The organism is Enterobacter nematophilus, assembly GCF_026344075.1.
GTDB classification, from domain to species: Bacteria; Pseudomonadota; Gammaproteobacteria; order Enterobacterales; family Enterobacteriaceae; genus Enterobacter; species Enterobacter nematophilus.
The window spans coordinates 55,692-79,728 of the sequence record NZ_JAPKNE010000013.1 but is presented as its reverse complement, the minus strand read 5'-3'; the positions used below and the strand labels follow the sequence as shown (position 1 = coordinate 79,728).

Genomic DNA, 24,037 nt, shown 5'->3' with positions numbered 1-24,037 from the left:
ATGTTCACTCAGAGACTTGGTATTCATTTATTGTCCGAAGACATTAAGAATCCATGTCACTTTGAGTGCCCACACAGATTGTCTGATAAATTGTTAAAGAGCAGTGCCGCTTCGTTTTCGCTGCGGCGCGGGGTGTGCATATTACGCTTTCCCGCATCAGAGTCAAGCATTTATTTTGCTTTTCTCTGCTGACCCGGCGGCGTGTGTGCCGTTGTTCCGTGTCAGTGGAGGCGCATTATAGGGAGTTATTCTTAAGTGACAAGCACAAAATACAAAAAACTTTTCGTTCGCTCACTTTTCAAACTTAACGCTTATTTAAGGCGCGAATCGCCCGCTAAATGCGAAATTTCCCGCGCAAAACCGGCCACCTGCGACCAGTCGGTATAAACCACTTCTTTACGCGTGTCGGTTTCACCACCCGTCATCTTCATAATCAGGCGGATCATGAAGCGGTCATACCAGCGGTAGCGAGGATAGCGCAGCGCACCGGCAAAAACGGCGCACAGATCCGGCTGCCACGGCGAGCTGAGTAAAAACTTACGCGTGTAGCTGTTGGTCTGCGGCGTACGCTTCTCAGCTTTACGGGCAACCAGATTGACCGAGTAAAACGCGCCCGGCAATGTGTTGAGTACCGCCGTATGCTTTTTCACAAAGCGATCCAGCGCCGGATGGAAATGCCCGTAACGGATGGAGGCGCCAATCACCACGCGATCGTACTCCTGCCAGGCAATCTGCTCCGCGCGATTCAGGTTCACCACATCCGAGTAAATGCCCAGCTCTTTTAATTCCGACGCCAGATACGCGGCAATCTCACGCGTTTGCCCGTCTCGCGTAGAGAAAAGAATCAGTGTTTTCATCAACGGCTCCTTATTCGCGCCAGAATGTTGGGGTGAACAGCACCAGCAGCGTAAAGACCTCAAGACGACCAAACAGCATATTGGCAATGAGGATCCATTTCGCAACCGGGTTCATGCTGGCAAAGTTATCCGCCACAACCCCCAGGCCAGGCCCGAGGTTATTCAGTGTTGCGACGACGGACGCAAAGGCGGAGAAATCATCCACCCCCGTCGCGATGATCGCCAGCATGCTGACGATAAAGACCAGCGCATACGCCGAGAAGAACCCCCACACCGCTTCAAGGATACGTTCCGGCAGCGCGCGGTTACCCAGCTTGATGCTGTAGACCGCATTCGGGTGAACCAGACGCTTCAGCTCACGGTTGCCCTGCTTGAACAGCAGCAGAATACGAATCACCTTCAGGCCACCGCCCGTCGACCCGGCGCAGCCGCCGATAAACGCGGAGCACAGCAGAAGCACCGGCAGGAACAGCGGCCAGCGCGCAATGCTGTCCGTGGTGAACCCGGCGGTTGTCGCCATCGACACCACCTGGAAAAACGCCTGATTGAGCGTGGTCAGCGCCGAGTTGTAAACATCATGGAACCACAGCACCAGGGTGCAGATGACGACCAGCGTAAGCTGGACGCCAATGAACATACGGAACTCAGGGTCGCGCCAGTACACCTTCAGGCTGCGTCCGCTCAGTAAAGAGAAGTGCAGACCGTAGTTACAGCCGGAGATCAGCAGGAAAATCGCAATAATGGTGTTAATCGTTGGGCTGTCGAAGTAGCCCACGCTGGCATCGTGAGTGGAGAACCCGCCGATAGCAATTGTCGCAAAGCTGTGCCCGATAGCATCGAAGGCAGGCATGCCGGCAAACCACAGCGCCAGCGCGCAGGCTACCGTCAGCAGAACATAAATCAGCCACAGGGTTTTCGCCGTCTCGGCAATACGCGGGCGCATCTTGTTGTCTTTCAGCGGCCCCGGCATTTCAGCCCTGTACAGCTGCATCCCCCCGACGCCCAGAATCGGCAGGATGGCCACCGCCAGGACGATGATCCCCATCCCCCCGAACCACTGCAGCATCTGGCGATAAAAGAGAATAGCGTGGGGTAACGAATCCAGCCCCACCAGCGTCGTCGCACCGGTGGTTGTTAAGCCGGAGAACGATTCAAAAAAGGCGTCCGTGATGCTGAGGTTAGGCTGCTCAGAAAAGATAAAGGGCAGCGAACCGACGCTTCCCAGCACCGTCCAGAACAGGACCACAATCAGAAATCCTTCGCGAGATTTCAGCTCACCTTTCTGACGACGGTTCGGCCACCACAGCAGCGAGCCGATCGCCAGCGCGACAAAGAAGGTCTGGGTAAATGCCCGCCCCGCGCCGTCCCGGTAGATAAGCGCCACCAGTCCGGGAAGAATCATCGTCCCCGAAAAGAGTATGACCAGCAGTCCAACGATTCGGGTTATGGCACGAAAATGCATCTCTGCCGCTTCCTTTGGTATTCAAAAAGTGAGGTGGGGATTATTCTTCAATCGGCAGCAATTGCAACGAACCGCGACTGAAATCAGCCAGTTTTGCTGAAAAAGCAGCCAGTTCCGCCTGAGGAAGCGCCACGCGTAATTGCACCATTGCCAGGTAATCACTGTGCGCAATCACGCCGTTAAACTGTTTGAGCAGCGTTTCAATGCCCGATAGCTGAGCGTAATCGCACAATAAAGTATATTCGGTGAGCGGCGTTTTGCGGGTGGTCGTCAGGATATTCAGTGCCTGCTGAACGCCACCGCCATACGCTTTAACCAGCCCGCCCGTGCCTAACAGGATGCCGCCGTAGTAGCGCACCACCACGGCGGTAATTTCACCCACGCCGCTGCCCATCAGCTGGGAGAGCATGGGTTTACCGGCCGTTCCCGCCGGTTCACCGTCGTCTGAAAAACCGAGCTGTTGCGAATCGTCCGGCGGCCCTGCCACCCACGCCACGCAGTGGTGACGTGCGTCAGGGTGCTCCGCGCGAACGGACTCGACAAACGCTTTCGCCGCCTCTACGCCGTCGGTGTGCGCCAGCAGCGTAATGAAGCGGCTTTTCTTGATTTCCTCAACAAAGGTGACCGGTTCAGCCGGTATCAGCCAGCTTTCCATCAGGCCAGCTTCAGGTCTCGCGTCATATTCTCGATACCGTTCTCGTGAACCACCACGTTATCTTCGATACGAATGCCGCCATACGGCTTCAGCGCGTCGATTTTTTCCCAGTTGAAGTGCTTGCTGAACTGCCCTTCACGCCACGGCGCCAGCAGGGATTCGATAAAGTAGATCCCCGGCTCGATGGTCAATACCATGCGCGGCTCAAGAATACGGGTGCAGCGCAGGTAAGGATATTTAGACGGTGCCGCCAGGTGCGTGCCGGCATCATCCTGCATGAAGCCCGCAACGTCGTGAACCTGCAGGCCCAGCGGGTGGCCGATACCGTGCGGCATGAATGGCCCGGTCAGATCGTTTTCGACCATCGCCTCTTCGCTCATGTCTTTCACAATCTGATGCTTACGCAGCAGTTTGGCAATGCGCTGATGGAACTGGATGTGGTAATCCACGTAGCTGGTTCCGGCCTTCATGGTGCCAATCAGCGCCAGCTGTTCGTCGTTTACGTCTTTAATAAGCTGCGCGAAATCGGTATCCGCATTCGCCGCCCATGTGCGGGTCAGGTCGGCCGCGTAGCCGTTGTACTCTGCGCCTGCGTCCAGCAGGAAGCTGCGCATCTCAGACGGAACCTGGTGATCCAGTTTGGTGTAGTGGAGAACAGACGCATGCTCGTTCAGCGCGACGATGTTGCTGTACGGTACGTCGGTGTCGCGATGACCGGTTGCGGTCAGGTAGGCCAGGTTGATGTCGAACTCGCTCATGCCTGACTGGAACGCTTCGTGCGCGGCGCGGTGGCCATTCACCGCCGTTTTTTGCGCTTCACGCATGCAGTAGAGTTCATAGTCGGTTTTATACGCGCGGTAATAGTGCAGGTAATCCAGCACGCCTTTCGGATTGAGCTTATCTGCCGGAATATCCAGACCGAGCGCACGTTCAGGTACAGGGCCAATGTAGCCAATGTTGCCGCGCGCAGCTGGCAGCTGGCTGCCAATGCCGTCCGCTTTAGGCAGGGCAATCACCTCAATTTCTTCGGTCCAGAAAGAGGTCGGCAGCGGTTCGACATTGTGCCAGTAATCGACCGGCAGGTAGAACCACAGTTTCGGCTTGTTCACGCCGTCCACCAGCAGCCAGCAATTTGGAACCTGTGTCACCGGCACCCAGGCTTTAAACTGCGGATTGACCTTAAACGGGTAGGCGTGGTCATCAAGAAAAGTATTCATCAGCTCGCCCGAGTGGATCAGCAGGGCATCCAGCTTGAAGCGGGCCAGTACATCGCGGGTACGTTCCTGTAGGGTAACGATATGATTTTTATAAAGCGAAGCCAGTGAGTCCATCATTCTTCCTTTCGTTTTTTTGACCTCAAGTCATCGCATCTTAGCACACCTCACTCCGGCTGCGTGATTTCCACCGACCGTGATCAATGCAGCAATTTCTTAATGAGTAATTTGCATTTTATTAACATAAATTCCACACTCCGTCTCATCTGGTATGACCAGATCCACTTGCTGGATTCAGGAGACTGACATGCTTTACAAAGGCGACACCCTGTACCTCAACTGGCTGGAAGATGGCATTGCCGAACTGGTGTTCGATGCCCCCGGCTCAGTGAATAAGCTTGATACCGCGACGGTGGCCAGTCTTGGCCAGGCGCTGGAAGTGCTTGAAAAGCAATCTGAATTAAAAGGACTGCTGCTGCGTTCAAACAAAGCGGCCTTTATTGTCGGTGCCGATATCACCGAATTCCTTTCGCTGTTCCAGGTTCCGGAAGAACAGTTGAGCCAGTGGCTGCACTTTGCCAACAGCGTCTTTAATCGTCTGGAAGATCTGCCAGTTCCAACGATCTCTGCCGTGAACGGCTACGCGCTGGGCGGCGGCTGCGAGTGCGTGCTGGCGACCGACTACCGTCTGGCGACGCCGGACCTGCGTATCGGCCTGCCGGAAACCAAGCTGGGCATCATGCCGGGCTTTGGCGGCTCTGTGCGTATGCCGCGCTTGCTGGGTGCCGACAGCGCCCTGGAAATCATTGCCGCCGGTAAAGACGTGGGTGCAGAACAGGCGCAGAAAATCGGCCTGGTCGACGGCGTCGTGAAACCAGAGAAGCTGGTTGAAGGCGCACTCGCCATTCTGCGTCAGGCGATTAACGGCGACCTCGACTGGAAAGCCAAACGTCAGCCGAAGCTGGAGCCGTTAAAGCTCAGCAAGATTGAAGCCACCATGAGCTTCACCATCGCCAAAGGCATGGTGATGCAGACGGCGGGTAAACATTACCCGGCGCCAATCACGGCGGTGAAAACCATTGAAGCGGCTGCCCGCTTTGGCCGCGACGAAGCCCTGAAGCTGGAAAACCAGAGCTTTGTTCCGCTGGCGCATACCAATGAAGCCCGCGCGCTGGTTGGCATCTTCCTCAACGATCAGTTCGTGAAGGGCAAAGCCAAACAGCTGACCAAAAACGTTGAGACGCCAAAACACGCGGCGGTGCTCGGCGCCGGTATTATGGGCGGCGGCATTGCTTACCAGTCGGCCTGGAAAGGCGTGCCGGTAGTGATGAAAGACATCAACGAGAAATCTCTGACGCTGGGCATGACCGAAGCCGCCAAGCTGCTGAATAAACAGCTGGAACGCGGAAAAATTGACGGGCTGAAGCTCGCAGGCGTGATCTCAACCATCCAGCCTGTGCTGGAATACAGCGGTTTCGACCGTGTGGATGTGGTCGTCGAAGCGGTCGTTGAGAACCCGAAAGTCAAAAAAGCGGTGCTGGCGGAAACGGAAGATAAGGTTCGCCCGGACGCCGTACTGGCCTCAAACACCTCCACCATCCCCATCAGCGAACTGGCGAGCGTGCTGAAGCGCCCGGAAAACTTCTGCGGGATGCACTTCTTCAACCCGGTACACCGTATGCCGCTGGTCGAAGTGATCCGTGGGGAAAAAACCTCTGACGAAACCATCGCTAAAGTGGTGGCGTGGGCGAGCAAGATGGGCAAAACGCCGATCGTCGTTAACGACTGCCCGGGCTTCTTCGTCAACCGCGTGCTGTTCCCGTACTTCGCCGGCTTCAGCCAGCTGCTGCGCGACGGCGCGGACTTCCGCAAAATCGACAAAGTGATGGAAAAACAGTTCGGCTGGCCGATGGGCCCGGCGTATCTGCTGGACGTGGTCGGTATTGATACCGCCCACCACGCCCAGGCGGTCATGGCGGCAGGCTTCCCGCAGCGTATGCAGAAAGATTATCGCGACGCCATTGACGCCCTCTTTGACGCCAACCGCTTCGGACAGAAAAACGGCCTGGGCTTCTGGCGCTATAAAGAAGACAGCAAAGGCAAACCGAAGAAAGAAGAAGATCCGGCGGTGGATGGCCTGCTGGCCGACGTATGCCCGCCAAAACGCGACTTCACCGACGACGAAATTATCGCCCGGATGATGATTCCAATGATCAACGAAGTGGTGCGTTGCCTGGAAGAAGGCATTATCGCCAGCCCGGCAGAAGCGGATATGGCGCTGGTGTATGGCCTCGGCTTCCCTCCGTTCCACGGCGGCGCGTTCCGCTGGCTGGACACGCTCGGCAGCGCCCGCTACCTCGATATGGCCCAGCAGTACCAGCACCTCGGCCCGCTTTATGAGGTGCCGGAAGGGCTGCGTAACAAAGCGCGCCATAACGAACCCTACTATCCAGCAGTTGAGCCAGCCCGTCCGGTTGGCGAGCTGAAAACGGCTTAAGGAGTCACAATGGAAAAGGTTGTCATTGTTGATGCGATTCGCACCCCGATGGGCCGTTCAAAAGGCGGTGCGTTCCGTAACGTGCGCGCGGAAGACCTCTCCGCGCACCTGATGCGTAGCCTGCTGGCGCGTAACCCGGCGCTGGACCCGGCAGCGCTCGACGATATCTACTGGGGCTGCGTGCAGCAAACGCTGGAGCAGGGCTTCAACATCGCCCGCAACGCGTCGCTGCTGGCGGAGATCCCGCACTCGGTTCCGGCCGTTACCGTCAACCGCCTGTGCGGTTCGTCGATGCAGGCGCTGCACGATGCGGCGCGCATGATCATGACCGGCGATGCGCAGGCCTGCATGGTGGGCGGCGTGGAGCACATGGGCCACGTGCCGATGAGCCACGGGGTCGATTTCCACCCTGGCATGAGCCGTAACGTGGCGAAAGCCGCGGGGATGATGGGCCTGACCGCCGAGATGCTCTCTCGTCTGCACGGCATCAGCCGTGAAATGCAGGATGCCTTTGCCGCGCGCTCTCACGCTCGCGCCTGGGCCGCCACGCAGTCCGGTGCCTTTAAGAATGAGATCGTCCCGACCGGCGGCCACGACGCAGACGGCGTACTGAAGCAGTTCAGCTACGACGAAGTGATCCGTCCTGAAACTACGGTCGAAGCGCTTTCTACCCTGCGTCCGGCATTTGATCCGGTCACCGGTACGGTAACGGCGGGGACGTCGTCGGCGCTGTCCGACGGTGCCGCCGCGATGCTGGTAATGAGCGAAAGCCGCGCACGCGAACTAGGCCTGACGCCACGCGCTCGCGTGCGCTCGATGGCGGTGGTGGGCTGCGATCCTTCGATCATGGGCTACGGCCCGGTTCCGGCTTCGAAGCTGGCGCTGAAAAAAGCGGGCTTAACCGCCAGCGATATCGATCTGTTTGAGATGAACGAAGCGTTTGCCGCGCAGATCCTGCCGTGCATTAAAGATCTGGGGCTGATGGAGCAGATCGACGAGAAGATCAACCTCAACGGCGGCGCGATCGCCCTCGGCCACCCGCTGGGCTGTTCCGGGGCGCGTATTAGCACGACGCTGATTAACCTGATGGAACGCAAAGATGCCCAGTTTGGTCTGGCAACGATGTGTATCGGCCTGGGTCAGGGTATCGCGACGGTGTTTGAGAGAGTGTAAGTAAGGAAAAGTATCTCAAAGCCAGTGACGCCAGAACAAGGCGTCATTGGCGAAGAGAGACAGTTTAGTTGCCGTTCTTCCCGCCTGTCAGGGGCGGGTTTTTTATTTAGATAAACGCAAACGCATCGCCAAACAGGCGATCTTCACGCGCATCGCGTTCGTTACAGAACAGGTCGCGGGCAATTTTCGCCATCTCGAAACGGCCTGCAATGTAGATATCATGTCCCGCCAGCGTACCGTGATCCTGCAGCACCGCCGTCAGCACCGTCCCGCTACGTCCGCGCCAGCCCTCTTCCGGCTGCTCAACCACTGGCTCAATGCGCAGATTTGGATGGTTAACGCTCAGCGCTTCCAGTTCAGACAGGTCGTACAGGTGTTTCTCTTCGCGACCGCCCCAGTAGATGGTGATATCACGGTCTGGATTACGCGCCAGCGCGGTCAGCAGGATAGAGCGCACATAGGAGAAACCCGTACCGCCCGCGATCAGAATCAGCGGACGGTCTTCGTCATCACGCAACCACGCGTCGCCGTGAGGAATGTCGACCACAATCTCACGCTCTTTCAGGATGCGGTCCATCACGGCCATCGCGTACAGGTTAAGCTCAGACGCACCAATATGCAGCTCAATAAATTCCTGCTCTGCTGGCGTAGAGGCCATAGAGAAAGGACGCTTATCACGCTCGTCCATCACCACCATCAGGTACTGGCCGGCACGGAATGAGAATGCCGCTTCAGGAACCAAACGGACGCGATATACGGTGTCGGTAATAGCATCTACCGACGTCACTTTACAGCTTAAGGTTGTCATTCGCTCTCTCTGTCGGGAAGTCTATAGGGCTTAACGGTCAGCTCAGGGTTTACCGTTATTCATTATGGCCAGTTCGTCCCAGATCGCGTCAATTCGCGCGGTCACAGCAGGATCTTTTTTGATCGGGCGACCCCATTCACGGTCGGTTTCGCCAGGCCATTTATTTGTGGCATCCAGTCCCATCTTTGAGCCAAGACCGGAAACCGGCGAGGCAAAATCCAGATAATCTATCGGCGTATTTTCGACTAACACCGTATCACGCGCAGGATCCATTCGCGTGGTAATCGCCCAGATAACGTCATTCCAGTCACGGGCGTTAACGTCATCATCGCAGACAATAACAAATTTGGTATACATAAACTGGCGCAGGAAAGACCATACGCCCATCATCACGCGTTTAGCATGACCAGGATACTGCTTCTTCATCGTGACCACCGCCATGCGATACGAGCATCCTTCAGGCGGCAGATAAAAATCAACGATTTCCGGGAACTGCTTTTGCAGGATCGGCACAAACACTTCGTTCAGCGCCACGCCCAGCACCGCCGGTTCATCCGGTGGGCGGCCGGTATAGGTGGAGTGATAAATCGGATCTTCACGCTGGGTAATATGCGTGACGGTAAACACCGGGAAGTTGTCCACTTCGTTGTAATAGCCGGTGTGGTCGCCGTAGGGGCCTTCTGGCGCCATTTCACCCTGCTCGATGTAACCTTCCAGCACAATTTCGGCACTGGCCGGCACTTCGAGATCGTTAGAGATACACTTCACGACCTCGGTTTTGGTCCCGCGCAGCAGGCCAGCAAACGCATATTCAGAGAGCGTATCCGGGACAGGCGTGACCGCCCCCAGAATGGTGGCCGGATCGGCACCTAACGCGACAGAAACCGGGAAACGTTCACCCGGATGGGCTGCACACCACTCCTGGAAATCCAGCGCACCGCCGCGATGCGACAGCCAGCGCATGATGAGCTTATTTTTGCCAATCAGCTGCTGGCGATAAATACCGAGGTTTTGCCGCTCTTTGTGCGGCCCGCGCGTCACGGTGAGGCCCCAGGTAATCAGCGGCGCAGCATCTTCAGGCCAGCACTGCATGATCGGAATTTTGGTGAGATCCACCGCCTCACCTTCCAGCACTTTCTGCTGGCACGGCGCGCCGCGCAGGCGTTTGGTGGGCATGTTCAGCACCTGCTTAAACTGCGGCAGCTTGTCGAACAGATCGCGGAAGCCTTTCGGCGGCTCAGGTTCTTTTAGAAATGCCAGCAGTTTTCCCACTTCACGCAGCGCGGTAACGTCTTCCTGCCCCATTCCCAGCGCAACACGACGCGGGGTGCCAAACAGGTTGCACAGCACCGGCATGGAGTAACCTTTTGGATTTTCAAACAGTAATGCGGGGCCACCGGCACGCAGGGTGCGGTCAGCAATTTCTGTCATTTCCAGATAAGGATCAACAGGAAGTGTAATGCGTTTCAGTTCACCCTGCTTTTCCAGCAGCGTCAGAAAGTCGCGGAGATCGTGGTATTTCATGCAGTTAGTCATGGCCTCTCTGTAAGCGCTTCATTATACGGCGTAAGCCTGCTTGATGCTGTAATTTTGTTAAATTAGCGTGAACTTATCCGCTGTGTTCGAATTTCCCCCATTATAATCAACTTAGCGATCCCTCCAGGGTTTTGATATGCTTGCGCCCCGAACTAAGGGAAAGAGTGATTATGCAGGCCTGGTATTTACTGTATTGCAAACGCGGGCAACTTCAGCGCGCGCAGGAACATCTTGAACGTCAGTCTGTAAATTGTCTGACACCCGTGATCACGCTTGAAAAAATGCAGCGCGGGAAGCGCGCAACCGTCAGCGAGCCTTTATTCCCGAACTATCTGTTCGTGGAGTTTGACCCTGAGGTGATCCACACCACCACCATCAGCGCAACGCGCGGCGTCAGCCACTTCGTTCGTTTTGGTGCCCACCCGGCAACCGTTCCGTCGACCGTCATTCACCAGCTGTCTGTTTATCAACAGCCTGAAGGGATCACCGACCCGGAAACCCCTTACGCGGGCGATAGCGTCCTCATTACCGAAGGCGCGTTCGAAGGCCTGCAGGCGATTTTCGCCGAGCCGGACGGTGAAGCGCGCTCCATGCTGTTGCTCAATCTGCTGAACAAGCAGGTGCTGCAGAGCGTGAAAAACACCGACTTCCGCAAAGTCTAAACGTTTATTCCGAACAGGCGACGCACGTTGTCATCCGTCTGCGCAGAAAGCCAGTGCGGATCCTCTCCGCGCCAGTGCGCTACGCGCTCAAGAATGTGCCCCAGCAAGGCGGGCTCGTTTCGCCGTGATGCCGGTTTAGGCTGTATATCTCGCGGCAGCAGGTATGGCGCATCGGTTTCAAGAAGCAGACGGTCTGCCGGGATTATCGGCAGCAGCTCGCGAAGCTCAAGCCCGCGGCGCTCATCACACACCCAACCGGTGATCCCCAGATACAAACCGCGGTTCAGGCAATCCAGCGCTTCCTGGCGCGACCCGGTGAAGCAGTGGAGCACTGCGCCGGGCAGTTTATCCAGCCACGGATCCAGCAGAGCAAGAAAACGTTCATGCGCGTCGCGACAGTGCATAAAGACGGGCATTTCAAGCTCTGCCGCCAGCGCAAGCTGGGCAGTGAACGCCTTTTCCTGTTCTTCAGGCGTGGAGAAGTTACGGTTAAAATCGAGCCCGCACTCGCCAATAGCCACCACCTCTGCCGTTTTTGCCAGCGTGCGCAGGGTATCTGCGCTCTCCGCAGTCCACTGGCTGCTGTCATGAGGGTGGACGCCTGCGGTTGACCAGCAGTGTTGATAGCGTTGCGCCAGCAGCAGCGCCTGCTCGCTCTCATGCAGGTTGGTCCCGGTCAGCAGGAGTCCTTTGACTCCGGCGTCAAAAGCCCGCGCAACCACCTCGTCACGATCTTTCGCAAACTGCGAGCTGGTCAGGTTGAGTCCGATATCAAACATGCGAATCCCCATAGAACAACCGCCCTGACGGGCGGCTGGTTTTACTCTTCAGTGGTCTTTTCGGACGCATCGTCTTCATCGTCCGACCGGCGTCCTTTTCCCACGTAGAAACGCGAGAAGAATACGCCAACCTCAAACAGGCAGTACATCGGTATTGCCAGCAGCGTTTGTGAGAAGACGTCCGGCGGCGTCAGCAGCATGCCGACTACGAAGGCGCCCACCAGAATATAGGGACGCTTCTTACGCAGATCATCAGGGGTGGTTACCCCAACCCAGCAGAGCAGCACAATGGCCACCGGCACTTCAAATGCCACGCCAAACGCCATAAACAGCGCCATCACAAAGCTGAGGTAGCTGGCGATATCCGTCGATACCTGGACCCCTTCCGGCGCGGTATGCGTCAGGAAGCCAAAGGCCAGCGGGAAGACAACGAAGTAGGCAAACGCCATGCCGATATAGAACAGCAGCGAACTGGAGACCAGCAGCGGGATCACCAGTTTACGTTCGTGCCTGTACAGTGCTGGCGCCACAAATGCCCATACCTGATAAAGGATAACGGGTGCAGACGCAATTAACGACACCCAGAAGGTGAGCTTAATCGGGGTGAAAAACGGTGATGCAACGTCTGTTGCAATCATCGTTGCCCCCAGCGGCATCTGCTTGATCAGCGGCGCAGAAACCACCTGATAGATATCGTTGGCGAAATAGACCAGGCACAGGAATATGAGGAATACCGCAATAATGCAGTTTAACAGGCGCTTACGCAGCTCAATAAGGTGCGTAATAAGCGGTTGAGTATCATCTACTGCCATGGTTACGCTTTATCACTCGACGAGGGGGATGATTCGGAAACAGGCGCGGCGGGTTTCGCTTCAGCCGCTTTTGCCGCCGGCTCTTCTGGCTGCGCCTGTTTTTTCAGTTCACTTTCCTGCGGCGTTTGCTCAGGCGCTGCGGCCTGGTGCTCCGCACTCGCTGGCGTCACGCCCTCACGCTGCGCTTCGCTGTCCTTCACCACCGGGTTATGAATAGTGTTCGCTTCATCGCTCGCTTTTTCAGGATCGTTAACGCTGTAAGAGCGCTTCATGGATTCCGCCGCTTCGCGCAGTTCATCCATTGAAGCTTTCAGTTCCGGCGTCAGGTTATCCATGCTCGCCTTCTCGACCTTTTTCAGGCTTTCCTGAAACTCCTGCAGCTTAAGTTCCTGCGCCAGCTCGTTCTGAACGGTCGAGGCCAGCGATCTTAGCGCACGAACCCAGCCCACGACGGTTTTCACCGCTACCGGCAGACGCTGCGGTCCCAGCACGATCAGACCAATCACAAAGACCAGCAGCAGCTCACTAAAACCAATGTCGAACACGACTTACACCTGCTCTTTATCGTGGCGTTTAGCGTCTTCCTTTTTGGCATCTTCTTGCTTGTCGGAGATGGATTTAGCAGTAAAGTCAGCGTCCTGGCTGGTTTTATCCTGCTTGCTCTCATCATCGCTCATTGCTTTCTTGAAGCCTTTGATAGACGCGCCCAGATCGGAACCAATAGAACCGAGCTTTTTGGTGCCAAACAGCAGCACGACGATGACGGCAATAATGACTAATTGCCAGATACTGATACCACCCATACATATTCCTCAGGGATAGATGATTAATTGGTCAGATCGCATTATACGTAAGCGACCCGTTGATGGCGACGCAAACTCAGCGCGTTTTTCTCCATCCTGCAAGCCAGACAACAGCCCCGCCAGCCATCAGCCAGGCGGGCATCATCTGCCAGTCAGGACGATTGATCAGCAGCAGCGTGCCGCTCAGCAGCAGCGTTGCGCCAATCCCAAAAAGATAGCGTGACTGTCCCTGGCGCACACGGCTGGACTGAAGCTCGCGGGCGATTTTATCCATGCTGTGCTGAAGATTCTTGCTCTGACGCAAACTGTCGTAAACCAGTTCAGGAATTTCAGGCATTTTTTCTATCCAGAACGGGCCTTTCTCTTTCAGCGAGCGAACCAGCGCCGGAAGGCCAACCTGATCCTTAATCCAGGATTCCAGGAAAGGTTTAGCCGTCTTCCACAAGTCTAACTGAGGATAGAGTTGTCGACCTACACCTTCAACGTAAAGTAATGTTTTCTGGAGTAAAACTAACTGCGGCTGAACTTCCATATTAAAGCGGCGAGCCGTATTGAACAGGTTTAGCAGCACGTGGCCGAAGGAGATTTCTGCCAGCGGTTTTTCAAAAATCGGTTCGCAAACGGTCCGGATAGCAAACTCGAACTCTTCGACGTTGGTGTCCGGCGGAACCCAGCCGGAATCAACGTGCAGCTCGGCCACCTTGCGGTAGTCGCGGTTGAAGAACGCGATGAAGTTCTCGGCCAGATAACGTTTATCTTCTTTATTCAGCGAGCCCACAATCCCGCAATCGATACCGATGTACTTCGGATCCTCAGGATGTTCGTAGCTCACGAAGATATTGCCCGGATGCATGTCCGCGTGGAAAAAGCTGTCGCGGAAGACCTGGGTAAAGAAGACCTGCACGCCACGCTCGGCCAGCAGCTTCATGTTCGTTCCCTGCTTCTCCAGCGCCACCACATCCGAAACCGGAATACCGTAGATACGCTCCATGACCATCATGTTCTGGCTGCAATAGTCAGAATAGACTTCAGGCACATAGAGCATCGGGCTGTTTTCAAAGTTGCGGCGCAGCTGAATGGCGTTTGCAGATTCACGCAGCAGGTTAAGCTCGTCAATCAGCGTTTTTTCATACTCCCGCACCACTTCCATCGGACGCAGTCGGCGGCCATCTGGTAACAAACGCGGCACCCAACGGGCCAGACGATAAATCAGCTTCATGTCGGCTTTGATGATCGGCAGGATATCCGGGCGGATCACCTTGATCACCACCTCTTTACCGTTCTCTTTCAGACGCGCAGTGTGCACCTGAGCGATAGAAGCCGACGCCAGCGGCTGTATTTCGAAGTCGTCAAACCAGGTTTCAACGGGAAGGTTACCCATCGCCTCTTCGATCTGTTTTTTCGCTCTCACCCCATCAAACGGGGCGACACGGTCCTGAAGCATCGCCAGCTCATCGGCAATGTGCGGAGGAAAGAGATCGCGGCGGGTTGAGAGCATCTGCCCGAACTTAATCCATACCGGGCCGAGCTCCTGCAGCGCCAGACGAAGGCGTTCACCCAGCGGCTGACCTTTATGGCGATTTGGCATCCAGAACAGCGTCCGCCGCCAGATCCTGAGCGGCAGCGTGATACGCATTTTGGGGATGAGCTCGTCGAGCCCGTAACTCAAAAAGGTGTGGATGATAAAATAGAGGCGCCGAATTTCACCAGGCGTCATTTGCCCTCCAGTTTTTCCAGCCGTTTGCTTAAGGCATCAACCGCACGTTCAACCGCGGCCGTTTCTTCTGCGAACCACGCCACTTCAAGTGGCCCGGGCGCCATGCGCCACTCTTCGGTCAGCACTTCTGCGGCATAACGCTGTTGGCGTTGCAGATTTTTGCGCAGGAACGCCGTGCCGCCATGAATAACTTTCCCGATCCCTTCAGCGGCGATGTCGCCAATAAAAGGCGCCAGCAGCTCTGCCGGGTCGAACTCAGCCAGATCGCTGAGCGCAACGAAGTTCTGCACGACCTGGATGTCGCCTTCCACTTCCAGCTCGCCGCTGCGGATAAGCGCCGTTAATTGCTGGCGATCGCGCAGTTTGGGCAGCACGCTCATATGGGTAATGACCGAGCAATCAGCTTCACCTTCCCACTCACCCAAAACGTCAAGCTGGCGTTCGCTGAAGACCAGCACGAGCGGCGTCGAGAACTCTTTTAACACAATGCGCAGAACCTTCCCGTTTAGCCGCTGACGTGCGGCTTTCAGCGCCGGAGCGCGATACAGGAAGGCATTCAGCACATTCTCGATGCCTGCGGTGACTAAGGGTTTAAAGGGCACGGGACACCTCCACTCAGAATTTGTAACCGCGATGCAGCGCGACGACACCCGCCGTCATATTGAAGTATTCAACGTTCTCAAATTCTGCATCCTGCATCATGGCTTTTAAGGTGTCCTGATCCGGGTGCATGCGAATTGATTCCGCCAGATAGCGATAGCTTTCCGCGTCGTTTGCCACCAGCTCGCCAATGCGCGGCAGCACGTGGAAGGAATAGGCGTCGTAGGCTTTGCTCAGCGGGTCGATAATCGGTTTAGAAAACTCGAGCACCAGCAGGCGTCCACCCGGCTTCAGCACGCGGTACATGGAGCGCAGCGCTTTTTCTTTATCGGTGACGTTACGCAGACCGAAGGAAATAGTGATGCAGTCAAAGGTATTGTCCGGGAACGGCAGCGCTTCGGCGTTGGCCTGCACGTATTCCACGTTCCCCACCACGCCGATGTTACGCAGCTTTTCGCGTCCCATTTTAAGCATGGAGTCATTAATATCAGCCAGTACAACGCGACCGTTTTCGCCCACCAGACGGGAGAATTTCGCCGTCAGATCGCCCGTACCGCCAGCCAGATCGAGAACCGTTTGTCCACGACGCACACCGCTGCAGTCGATGGTGAAGCGCTTCCACAAGCGATGAATGCCGAACGACATCAAGTCATTCATCACATCGTACTTCGCCGCCACGGAATGAAATACGTGGGCCACCATGTCAGCTTTCTGCGCTTTGGCTACAGTCTGAAAGCCAAAGTGCGTCGTGTCTTGTGAATCGTCAACCATCTCAGAGCCTGCTAATCAGTCAAATGTTCGTGAAGTGTAACAGATTGGGCGCAATTGCCCTACGATTCAACCACCGCGAAAGAAACGCGCTGGCTGTTCATCTGGCGATAAATCCGCCGCTAAATCGTTGTCCTGGCTGGCGGAATTTTGTTCATCCCTGCCTTCACGCAGCCGGAACTCTTCGTCCTGCGCTGTGGCCTGTTCGACCAATTCCGGATTAATCTCGCGTTTAACCTCCACCCCCAGGCTGCGGAATGCTTCAGCCTGCGCAAGCAGGTTGCCACGCCCCGAGGAGAGCTTTTTCATCGCCTGGCGGTAGTTATCCTGCGCTCGATCCAGGCTTTGCCCGACGGAGGACATATCGTCCACGAACAGACGCATTTTGTCGTACAGCTTGCTGGCGCGATCGGCAATTTGCTGGGCATTGCGGCTCTGATGTTCATAGCGCCACAGGTTGGCAATGGTCCGCAAAGCCACCAGCAGCGTGGTGGGGCTGACCAGCATAATGTTATTTTTCAGCGCTTCGGTGATCAGTTCGGGCTGTCTGTCGAGCGCCAGCAAAAACGCGGGTTCGACCGGGATAAACATCAGCACGTAGTCCAGCGAGCGCAGCCCCGGCAGCTGCTGATAATCCTTTCTGCCCAGCAGGCGAATATGGTTACGCACGGAAGCAATGTGCTCCTGCAGCGCCGATTCGCGCGTATAGTCATCTTCGGCGTTGAAGTAGCGCTCATAGGCCACCAGCGTCATTTTGGCGTCAATGACCACATCTTTGCCCTGCGGTAGACGCACGATCACATCCGGCTGCATTCGCGAGCGGGCATCGTTTTCAATACTCACCTGCGTTTCGTATTCATACCCTTCCCGCAGGCCAGAGGCCTCCAGCACGCGGGTAAGTACCACTTCCCCCCAGTTACCCTGGGTTTTGTTATCGCCTTTCAGCGCCCGCGTCAGGTTGACCGCCTCCTGCGCCATCTGGGCATTCAGCTGCTGAAGATTGCGGATCTCATGCGCCAGCGTGTGGCGTTCGCGGGCTTCCTGACCAAAGCTGTCCTGCACCTGACGGCGAAAGCCGTCCAACTGTTCGCGCAGCGGCGTCAGCAGGCTGTTCAGACTCTGGCGATTTTGCTCATCAACGCGGCGGTTGCTGTGCTCGAAAATGCGGTTGGCGAGGTTCTCAAACTGCTCGCTGAGGCGCTGCTCGCTGTTGATCATCTGGCGGATTTTGTCTTCGGCGTGCAGCTGGGTGGATTCCAGGCGGGTAGTCACTTCGCGAAGATCGGCCTCCAGCGAGGTGTTAATATCACGCAGGTTGCGCAGTTCGTTATTGAGCAGCTCGCACTCGTCGCGCCAGTGGTCGCTCAGCGCAAGCTGTTGTTTTGCTGCGCTAAGTTCGGCGACAATCTCTTCACGCTCCGCCAGCTGCTCGGCTTTCTGCTGCGCGTGCTGGTAGCTGGAAATCAGCCAGCCTATCCCCACGCCCGCCAGCGCAATCACCGCATAAATCAGGATTGAGATATCCACAATACCCCCTGCATCAACGTATTACCCGCACAAAATAAGATTGTGCTGTATAAACGTCCAGTTTGAAAGGGTTTTCCTGCGAGGCGCTACGCAAAAAATAAAGGCCGAACGCGTCGGCCTTTTATCTCAGCGAGGAGGACTAGATCAGGCGGCGGGCCGCTTCAACCACGATTTTCACCGCATGACTTTCGGTCTGCTTCATGGTTTCGGCGTTCGGGATTTCCTGCTGGGTACGGTTGACGATAACGCCCGCCACCATACCGGCACGCAGACCCTGGCTTGCGCACATGGTCAGCAGCGTTGCGGATTCCATTTCGTAGTTCATCACGCCCATAGACTGCCACTCTTCCATTGAGCCTTTGAAGCGGCTCACTACGCGGCCTGAGAAGGTGTCATAGCGTTCCTGGCCTGGATAGAAGGTATCAGAGGAGGCCGTCACGCCCACGTGAGTGGTTGCGCCCACGGATTTCGCTGCTTCAACCAGCGCGGTGGTACATTCGAAATCAGCCACTGCCGGGAATTCCATCGGCGCAAAGTGCAGACTTGCGCCGTCCAGACGCACGGATGCGGTTGTCACCAGCACGTCGCCGACGTTGATGTGCGGCTGAATCGCGCCGGTGGTACCGATACGCAGGAAAGTACGAATGCCCAGCTGCGCCAGCTCTTCCACGGCGATAGAGGTAGACGGGCCACCGATACCGGTAGAGCACACAATCACCGCTTTGCCATCCAGCTCTGCGCGCCAGGTGGTGAATTCACGATGGGCAGCCAGCTTGACCGGCTTATCCATCAGCGCGGCGATCTTTTCCACACGCTCTGGATCGCCAGGGACGATAGCGAGCGTAGCCCCTTGTAAATCGTTTTTAGTGAGGCCGAGATGAAAAACATCAGACTTAGACATAGGTGACTCCTCTGTGGGTCGGTTAGTCAGAAGAAGTAAAACGGTACTTTACAGAAGCGGTAAGCATAATTTCGTGACGCATCTCACCATGAATGAAAATGATTGCATTGAATTTCCATCAAAAAGTGATTCACATCACATTAACAAGTTATATCGTCGTGTGCTGCACAAAAGATAGACCGTTTAAGGCACTGTGGGTTGTTAACCTGGTGTCTATATTTACCTTTGCGCTAACTCATTGGTACGGAGAATGCCATGACTGAAAAAACCGGATTTGCACCTGCTGCGGCTCCGCATGCTTCAACCATCGTCTCAACCTCAGAAGAGGCCATTACGGCGGGCGAGACCTCCATCCCCTCTCAGGGGGAAAATATGCCTGCCTGGCACGCGCGACCAAAATCGGCAGACGGCCCGCTGCCCATCGTGATTGTGGTTCAGGAGATTTTCGGCGTTCACGAACATATTCGCGATCTTTGCCGCCGCCTGGCCCTTGAAGGATATCTGGCCGTTGCTCCAGAGCTCTACTTCCGTCAGGGCGATCCGAATGACTACAGCGATATCCCGACGCTGTTCAGCAACCTGGTCAGCAAAGTGCCGGACGCGCAGGTGCTGGCAGACCTCGACCACGTCGCCAGCTGGGCGGCGCGCAACGGCGGCGACCCGCACCGCTTAATGGTCACCGGTTTCTGCTGGGGTGGACGTATTAGCTGGCTGTATGCCGCGCATAACCCGCAGCTCAAAGCGGCCGTGGCCTGGTACGGCAAACTGGTGGGTGAAAAGACGCTGAACTCACCGAAACATCCGGTTGATATCGCTACCGATCTCAATGCCCCGGTGTTAGGGCTATATGGCGGTCAGGATACCGGCATCCCGCTTGATACCGTCGAGACCATGCGTCATGCGCTACGCGCGGCGAATGCAAAAGCGGAGATTGTGGTGTATCCGGATGCCGGGCACGCGTTTAACGCCGATTATCGTCCGAGCTATCACGCGGAATCCGCGAAAGATGGCTGGCAGAGAATGCTGGCGTGGTTTAGCCAGTACGGCGGGAAAAAAGCGTAAAAAAAGCCCGGTGGCGGCTACGCCTTACCGGGCCTGCGCGTTATCAAGCCTGACGCAAATTCTGCGCCGCCTTCACCATGTTGGCGAGCGCCGCACGCGTCTCCGGCCAGCCGCGGGTTTTCAGCCCGCAGTCCGGGTTCACCCACAGGCGTTGCGCCGGAATGCGCTGAGCGGCTTTTTTCAGCAGCGCCTCAATCCACTCCACGCTCGGGACGTTCGGCGAGTGAATGTCGTACACGCCCGGTCCGATTTCGTTCGGATAGTCGAACTCTTCAAACGACTCCAGCAGCTCCATGTCTGAACGCGAGGTCTCGATGGTGATGACGTCAGCATCCAGCGCGGCAATCGAATCCATGATGTCGTTAAATTCGCAGTAGCACATGTGGGTGTGGATCTGGGTGTCGTCCTTCGCCACCGCGGCGTTGATGCGGAACGCTTCCACGCCCCACTGCAGGTAGGCATCCCAGCCGCTGCGGCGCAGCGGCAAACCTTCGCGCAGCGCCGGTTCGTCAATCTGGATGATGCCAATGCCAGCCGCTTCCAGATCCGCCACTTCATCACGCAGCGCCAGCGCAATCTGTTTGGCAATGGTTTCGCGGGTCACGTCTTCGCGCGGGAACGACCAGCAAAGAATGGTCACCGGGCCGGTCAGCATGCCTTTTACCGGCTTGTCGGTCAGTGACTGGGCGTACTTCGCCCACTCAACCGTGATCGGCTCCGGACGGCTGACGTCACCGATGACCACCGGCGGCTTCACGCAGCGGGAGCCGTAGCTTTGCACCCAGCCGTTCTGGGTAAAGACGAAGCCGTCCAGGTGTTCACCGAAGTACTCCACCATGTCGTTACGCTCGGCTTCACCGTGCACCAGCACGTCCAGCCCCAGGCGCTCCTGCTCGATAATCGCCTGCTTGATGTGTTCCGCGATGCCGGTGCGGTAGTGGTTCGCATCCAGGTTGCCCTTTTTGAAGTCCAGACGCAGGCCGCGGATCTCGGTAGTCTGCGGGAAGGAGCCGATCGTCGTGGTCGGCCACGCGGGAAGGTTGAAGCGGGCGCGCTGGGCTTCGGCACGTACCTCGTACGGGCTCTGGCGCTGGCTGTCCTGGGCGGTGATGGCCGCCAGACGTTTTTCTACCGCCGGGTTGTGCACGCGTGACGAGTGACGGCGCGCCTGAATCGGTGCGCTCCAGTCGGCAATCGCCGCCGTGTCGCCGGTGTTCAGCGCGTCGCGCAGCAGCGCCAGCTCTTCACATTTTTGCAGGGCGAAAGCAAACCAGCTTTTCACTTCAGGGTCGAGACGGGTCTCCACGCTCAGATCGATCGGACTGTGCAGCAGCGAGCAGGATGATGCCACCCACAGCTCGCGTTCACCGACGATGTCTTTAACTTGCGCGTATTTCTCGGTCAGATCGGCGCGCCAGACGTTACGGCCGTTAACCAGACCGGCGGAGAGCAGCCACTCTGCAGGCAGGCACTTGTGCAGTTCCGCCACATCGTCTTTACCGTGAACCAGGTCAACGTGCAGGCCCTGAACCGGCAGCGCGGTAATGGTCTTCAGGTTGGGCGTCACGCCTTCAAAATAGGTGGTCAGCAGCAGCTTTACCTGTCCGGCGAGCGCGTCATACGCCGGTTTGAAGGCATCGAGCCACGCCTGCGGCAGCTCCAGCACCAGCGCCGGTTCGTCGATTTGCACCCACTGAATGCCGCGCTTGCCCAGCTCAATCAAGACCTGCTTATAGACCGGCAGAATATCGTTCAGCAGGCTGAGGCGGTCAAACTGTTCGCCCTTCACTTTACCCAGCCACAGGTAGGTTACCGGCCCCAGCAATACGGGCTTCACCTGATGGCCCAGCGCCAGCGCTTCATCCACCTCGTCCAGAAGCTGCGTCCAGGTCAGCTTAAACTGCTGACCTTTGACGAACTCCGGCACCATATAGTGATAGTTGGTGTTAAACCACTTGGTCATTTCCGCCGCTGCCGCTGGCTCACCCGTTGGTGCGCGGCCGCGGCCGATGCGAAACAGGGTATCAATATCCACCGATCCATCTTTGTTCTGATGACGAGCCGGCACGTTGCCCAGCAGCAGGCTGGTCGTCAGAACATGGTCGTACCAGGCGAAATCGCCCACCGGCAGCAGGTCAATACCCGCCTGTTTTTGCTGATCCCAGTGACGGGCGCGCAGCTCCCGCCCCACCGCCAGCAGTTCTTCACGGGAGGCGTTGCCCGCCCAGTAGCTTTCTTGCGCTTTTTTCAGCTCGCGGCGCAGGCCAACGCGAGGAAAACCGAGAGTGTGATTGCGGATTGTCATGGTATGCCCCTTGTGAAATTCGTTATTTAGACGTCCAGATGTTTACACATCTATAATTGGCAGGTACTGTATATTCCTCAAGCGCAAAATGTTCATGGCGGAGTGAAGGACTTTCATGATCGAGATTAAACACCTGAAAACGCTACAAGCGTTGCGGAACTGCGGTTCGCTCGCGGCGGCTGCGGCCACGCTGCACCAGACCCAGTCCGCCCTTTCTCACCAGTTCAGCGATCTGGAACAACGCCTCGGATTTCGTCTTTTTGTGCGTAAGAGCCAGCCTCTGCGCTTTACGCCGCAGGGTGAAATTCTTCTTCAACTGGCGAATCAGGTACTGCCGCAGATCGCCAGCGCGCTGCAGGCGTGTAACGAGCCGCAGCAGACCAAACTGCGGATCGCCATTGAGTGCCACAGCTGTATCCAGTGGCTGACCCCCGCGCTTGAGAACTTTCGCCAGAAGTGGCCGCAGGTGGAGATGGACTTTAAATCCGGCGTGACGTTCGACCCGCAGCCCTCGCTCCAGCAGGGCGAGCTGGATCTGGTGATGACGTCCGACATCCTGCCGCGCAGCGGCCTGCACTATTCGCCGATGTTCGATTATGAAGTGCGCCTGGTGCTGGCGCCGGACCATCCGCTGGCGGCCAAAACGCGCATCACGCCAGAGGATCTGGCAACGGAAACATTACTGATTTACCCGGTTCAGCGCAGTCGTCTGGATATCTGGCGCCACTTCCTGCAGCCTGCAGGCATTAGCCCACAGCTGAAAAGCGTGGACAACACCCTGCTGTTGATTCAGATGGTGGCGGCCAGCATGGGTATCGCGGCGCTGCCGCACTGGGTGGTGGAGAGTTTTGAACGCCAGGGTTTGGTGGTCACCAAAACCCTGGGGGAAGGACTGTGGAGCCGGCTGTACGCCGCCGTGCGCGACGGCGAGCAGCGTCAGCCGGTTACGGAGGCGTTTATTCGCTCAGCGCGGAACCACGCGTGCGACCATCTTCCGTTTGTGCGGAGCGCGGAGCGACCCAGCGGCGATGGACCCACAGCGAAGCCAGGATCACCGCTCCCCCAATAAGGAAGCTCGGCCAGTGCGGCTGTTCCTGCCAGATAGCGAGGTTCACCAGCAGCCCCGCCGGCACGTGCACGTTGTTCATGATCCCCAGCGTACCGGCGTCAACCTGCGTAGCGCCGTAGTTCCACATAAAGTACCCCAGCCCCGATGCCACCACGCCCAGCCAGACCAGAACGCTCCACTGCACGGTGGTGGTCGGCAGCTTTTGCGGGTTGCCGAGCATAAACCACGCCGCCACCGCGACTGTCGCCGCGCCCATATAGAACCACGCAAACGCGTTGTGCTGCGGCATCGGGCGGGTTTCCATCAGGCGCTTGTAGCCCACCATACCGATGGCAAAGCTGATGTTAGCAAGCTGGACGAACATCAGCCCGGTCCAGAAGTGATCGCTAACTTTGTCATAGCGAATAATCGCCGCGCCAATCACCGCCAGCGCGGCGCTCAGCAGATATCCCCAGCGCAGGCGGCGCCTGCTGAGCAGGTCGTAAATCAGCGTGATATAGAGCGGCGTCAGCACGGTAAAGAGCAGGAATTCGGAGACGGACAGGTAGACGTAAGCCCGGAAGCTGAACAGATACATGATGCCAAGCTGCATTGCGCCCACCAGCATGTAAAGCAGAATGGTTTTCAGCGATTGTCCGCGCGTGCGCAGGAACGGCAGGAACACCAGCGCCGCCAGCCCCACGCGCATCAGCACCGAGAAGTAGCTGTCGACCGAACCGGCAAGGTATTCACCAATCAGGCTAAAGGAGAAGGCCCACAGGATAGTGGTGATAATGAGTAGCGCCACAATGCTTGTCTCTCAGAAAGAAGGACAGGCATTGTAGCGAACT

Annotated in this window: 22 protein-coding genes; 5 read left to right on the top strand and 17 right to left on the bottom strand. The window is 56.9% G+C overall.

Going from position 1 to position 24,037, the window contains the following annotated elements:
- Positions 1 to 311 precede the first annotated feature (311 nt).
- From hemG to pepQ, 4 genes are read right to left on the bottom strand one after another with little or no spacing between them, the layout of a single operon-like run.
- Entirely contained in the window at positions 312 to 857 is a 546-nt protein-coding gene (gene hemG, locus OSH03_RS21320; RefSeq protein ID WP_266180036.1) for a menaquinone-dependent protoporphyrinogen IX dehydrogenase, read from the bottom strand.
- Positions 858 to 867: 10 nt separating this feature from the next.
- Complete coding sequence (trkH, locus tag OSH03_RS21315) at positions 868 to 2,319, bottom strand: Trk system potassium transporter TrkH (RefSeq protein ID WP_013099227.1); 1,452 nt, start codon at positions 2,317 to 2,319, stop codon at positions 868 to 870.
- 40 nt (positions 2,320 to 2,359) lie between these two features.
- Positions 2,360 to 2,974, bottom strand: a complete 615-nt coding sequence (locus OSH03_RS21310; protein WP_219358051.1) for an IMPACT family protein — start codon at positions 2,972 to 2,974, stop codon at positions 2,360 to 2,362.
- On the bottom strand, positions 2,974 to 4,305 hold the full coding sequence (pepQ, locus tag OSH03_RS21305; RefSeq protein ID WP_266180039.1) for a Xaa-Pro dipeptidase: 1,332 nt from the start codon (positions 4,303 to 4,305) through the stop codon (positions 2,974 to 2,976). Before pepQ ends, OSH03_RS21310 begins: the two co-directional genes overlap by 1 nt.
- A gap of 190 nt (positions 4,306 to 4,495) precedes the next feature.
- On the opposite strand from pepQ, the gene fadB reads away from it, so the two are divergent.
- Both fadB and fadA read left to right on the top strand, forming a co-directional pair.
- A complete protein-coding gene (gene fadB, locus OSH03_RS21300) occupies positions 4,496 to 6,685 on the top strand; it encodes a fatty acid oxidation complex subunit alpha FadB (protein WP_266180035.1) in 2,190 nt (729 codons plus the stop codon).
- A gap of 9 nt (positions 6,686 to 6,694) precedes the next feature.
- Complete coding sequence (gene fadA / locus OSH03_RS21295) at positions 6,695 to 7,858, top strand: acetyl-CoA C-acyltransferase FadA (protein WP_061096781.1); 1,164 nt, start codon at positions 6,695 to 6,697, stop codon at positions 7,856 to 7,858.
- A gap of 106 nt (positions 7,859 to 7,964) precedes the next feature.
- On the opposite strand, the gene fre is transcribed toward fadA, so the two are convergent.
- Positions 7,965 to 8,666 carry an NAD(P)H-flavin reductase gene (gene fre / locus OSH03_RS21290; RefSeq protein ID WP_028014772.1) on the bottom strand — a complete coding sequence of 234 codons (702 nt, stop codon included), beginning with the start codon at positions 8,664 to 8,666 and terminating at the stop codon, positions 7,965 to 7,967.
- 42 nt (positions 8,667 to 8,708) lie between these two features.
- Positions 8,709 to 10,202: a 4-hydroxy-3-polyprenylbenzoate decarboxylase gene (gene ubiD, locus OSH03_RS21285; protein ID WP_266180034.1), complete on the bottom strand. Its 1,494-nt coding sequence runs from the start codon at positions 10,200 to 10,202 to the stop codon at positions 8,709 to 8,711.
- Positions 10,203 to 10,372: 170 nt separating this feature from the next.
- Between ubiD and rfaH the strand changes: the two genes are divergently transcribed.
- Positions 10,373 to 10,864, top strand: coding sequence for a transcription/translation regulatory transformer protein RfaH (gene rfaH / locus OSH03_RS21280; RefSeq protein ID WP_266180033.1), 492 nt, complete (start codon positions 10,373 to 10,375; stop codon positions 10,862 to 10,864).
- Here the strand turns inward: rfaH and tatD are convergent.
- The 9 genes from tatD to udp form a co-directional block, all read right to left on the bottom strand.
- The gene (tatD, locus tag OSH03_RS21275; protein WP_266180032.1) at positions 10,861 to 11,643 is read right to left on the bottom strand and encodes a 3'-5' ssDNA/RNA exonuclease TatD; all 783 of its coding nucleotides are present in this window, start codon (positions 11,641 to 11,643) and stop codon (positions 10,861 to 10,863) included. The two genes, rfaH and tatD, sit on opposite strands and share 4 nt — an antisense overlap.
- 41 nt (positions 11,644 to 11,684) lie before the next feature.
- Entirely contained in the window at positions 11,685 to 12,455 is a 771-nt protein-coding gene (gene tatC / locus OSH03_RS21270; protein ID WP_028014775.1) for a Sec-independent protein translocase subunit TatC, read from the bottom strand.
- Positions 12,456 to 12,457: 2 nt separating this feature from the next.
- Entirely contained in the window at positions 12,458 to 13,000 is a 543-nt protein-coding gene (gene tatB / locus OSH03_RS21265; protein ID WP_061096777.1) for a Sec-independent protein translocase protein TatB, read from the bottom strand.
- Positions 13,001 to 13,003: 3 nt separating this feature from the next.
- Positions 13,004 to 13,258: a Sec-independent protein translocase subunit TatA gene (gene tatA, locus OSH03_RS21260; RefSeq protein WP_013099238.1), complete on the bottom strand. Its 255-nt coding sequence runs from the start codon at positions 13,256 to 13,258 to the stop codon at positions 13,004 to 13,006.
- Between the two features lie 76 nt (positions 13,259 to 13,334).
- The gene (gene ubiB / locus OSH03_RS21255) at positions 13,335 to 14,975 is read right to left on the bottom strand and encodes a ubiquinone biosynthesis regulatory protein kinase UbiB (RefSeq protein WP_061096776.1); all 1,641 of its coding nucleotides are present in this window, start codon (positions 14,973 to 14,975) and stop codon (positions 13,335 to 13,337) included.
- Complete coding sequence (gene ubiJ / locus OSH03_RS21250) at positions 14,972 to 15,577, bottom strand: ubiquinone biosynthesis protein UbiJ (RefSeq protein WP_028014778.1); 606 nt, start codon at positions 15,575 to 15,577, stop codon at positions 14,972 to 14,974. The genes ubiB and ubiJ overlap by 4 nt, the downstream gene beginning before the upstream one ends.
- Positions 15,578 to 15,590: 13 nt before the next feature.
- Positions 15,591 to 16,346: a bifunctional demethylmenaquinone methyltransferase/2-methoxy-6-polyprenyl-1,4-benzoquinol methylase UbiE gene (gene ubiE, locus OSH03_RS21245; protein ID WP_266180031.1), complete on the bottom strand. Its 756-nt coding sequence runs from the start codon at positions 16,344 to 16,346 to the stop codon at positions 15,591 to 15,593.
- Positions 16,347 to 16,412: 66 nt separating this feature from the next.
- Positions 16,413 to 17,870, bottom strand: a complete 1,458-nt coding sequence (gene rmuC, locus OSH03_RS21240) for a DNA recombination protein RmuC (RefSeq protein ID WP_266180030.1) — start codon at positions 17,868 to 17,870, stop codon at positions 16,413 to 16,415.
- Positions 17,871 to 18,009: 139 nt separating this feature from the next.
- A complete protein-coding gene (gene udp / locus OSH03_RS21235; RefSeq protein WP_003860792.1) occupies positions 18,010 to 18,771 on the bottom strand; it encodes a uridine phosphorylase in 762 nt (253 codons plus the stop codon).
- Positions 18,772 to 19,026: 255 nt separating this feature from the next.
- Here udp and OSH03_RS21230 point away from each other — a divergent pair, with 255 nt between their 5' ends.
- On the top strand, positions 19,027 to 19,833 hold the full coding sequence (locus OSH03_RS21230; RefSeq protein ID WP_045631330.1) for a dienelactone hydrolase family protein: 807 nt from the start codon (positions 19,027 to 19,029) through the stop codon (positions 19,831 to 19,833).
- 43 nt (positions 19,834 to 19,876) lie between these two features.
- Here the strand turns inward: OSH03_RS21230 and metE are convergent, their stop codons facing one another.
- Complete coding sequence (gene metE, locus OSH03_RS21225) at positions 19,877 to 22,138, bottom strand: 5-methyltetrahydropteroyltriglutamate--homocysteine S-methyltransferase (protein WP_266180029.1); 2,262 nt, start codon at positions 22,136 to 22,138, stop codon at positions 19,877 to 19,879.
- A 115-nt stretch (positions 22,139 to 22,253) separates the two neighbouring features.
- On the opposite strand from metE, the gene metR reads away from it, so the two are divergent.
- Positions 22,254 to 23,207, top strand: a complete 954-nt coding sequence (gene metR, locus OSH03_RS21220) for an HTH-type transcriptional regulator MetR (RefSeq protein ID WP_116343712.1) — start codon at positions 22,254 to 22,256, stop codon at positions 23,205 to 23,207.
- Here metR and OSH03_RS21215 read toward each other — a convergent pair.
- The gene (locus tag OSH03_RS21215; protein ID WP_061096771.1) at positions 23,095 to 23,994 is read right to left on the bottom strand and encodes a carboxylate/amino acid/amine transporter; all 900 of its coding nucleotides are present in this window, start codon (positions 23,992 to 23,994) and stop codon (positions 23,095 to 23,097) included. The genes metR and OSH03_RS21215 overlap by 113 nt on opposite strands.
- Positions 23,995 to 24,037 lie beyond the last annotated feature (43 nt).

Bases quoted from the DNA above. Each gene is read 5' to 3' on its own strand.
- hemG (WP_266180036.1), bottom strand. From the start codon at position 857: ATGAAAACACTGATTCTTTTCTCTACGCGAGACGGGCAAACGCGTGAG.
- trkH (WP_013099227.1), bottom strand. From the start codon at position 2,319: ATGCATTTTCGTGCCATAACCCGAATCGTTGGACTGCTGGTCATACTC.
- OSH03_RS21310 (WP_219358051.1), bottom strand. From the start codon at position 2,974: ATGGAAAGCTGGCTGATACCGGCTGAACCGGTCACCTTTGTTGAGGAA.
- pepQ (WP_266180039.1), bottom strand. From the start codon at position 4,305: ATGGACTCACTGGCTTCGCTTTATAAAAATCATATCGTTACCCTACAG.
- fadB (WP_266180035.1), top strand. From the start codon at position 4,496: ATGCTTTACAAAGGCGACACCCTGTACCTCAACTGGCTGGAAGATGGC.
- fadA (WP_061096781.1), top strand. From the start codon at position 6,695: ATGGAAAAGGTTGTCATTGTTGATGCGATTCGCACCCCGATGGGCCGT.
- fre (WP_028014772.1), bottom strand. From the start codon at position 8,666: ATGACAACCTTAAGCTGTAAAGTGACGTCGGTAGATGCTATTACCGAC.
- ubiD (WP_266180034.1), bottom strand. From the start codon at position 10,202: ATGACTAACTGCATGAAATACCACGATCTCCGCGACTTTCTGACGCTG.
- rfaH (WP_266180033.1), top strand. From the start codon at position 10,373: ATGCAGGCCTGGTATTTACTGTATTGCAAACGCGGGCAACTTCAGCGC.
- tatD (WP_266180032.1), bottom strand. From the start codon at position 11,643: ATGTTTGATATCGGACTCAACCTGACCAGCTCGCAGTTTGCGAAAGAT.
- tatC (WP_028014775.1), bottom strand. From the start codon at position 12,455: ATGGCAGTAGATGATACTCAACCGCTTATTACGCACCTTATTGAGCTG.
- tatA (WP_013099238.1), bottom strand. From the start codon at position 13,258: ATGGGTGGTATCAGTATCTGGCAATTAGTCATTATTGCCGTCATCGTC.
- ubiB (WP_061096776.1), bottom strand. From the start codon at position 14,975: ATGACGCCTGGTGAAATTCGGCGCCTCTATTTTATCATCCACACCTTT.
- ubiE (WP_266180031.1), bottom strand. From the start codon at position 16,346: ATGGTTGACGATTCACAAGACACGACGCACTTTGGCTTTCAGACTGTA.
- udp (WP_003860792.1), bottom strand. From the start codon at position 18,771: ATGTCTAAGTCTGATGTTTTTCATCTCGGCCTCACTAAAAACGATTTA.
- OSH03_RS21230 (WP_045631330.1), top strand. From the start codon at position 19,027: ATGACTGAAAAAACCGGATTTGCACCTGCTGCGGCTCCGCATGCTTCA.
- metE (WP_266180029.1), bottom strand. From the start codon at position 22,138: ATGACAATCCGCAATCACACTCTCGGTTTTCCTCGCGTTGGCCTGCGC.
- metR (WP_116343712.1), top strand. From the start codon at position 22,254: ATGATCGAGATTAAACACCTGAAAACGCTACAAGCGTTGCGGAACTGC.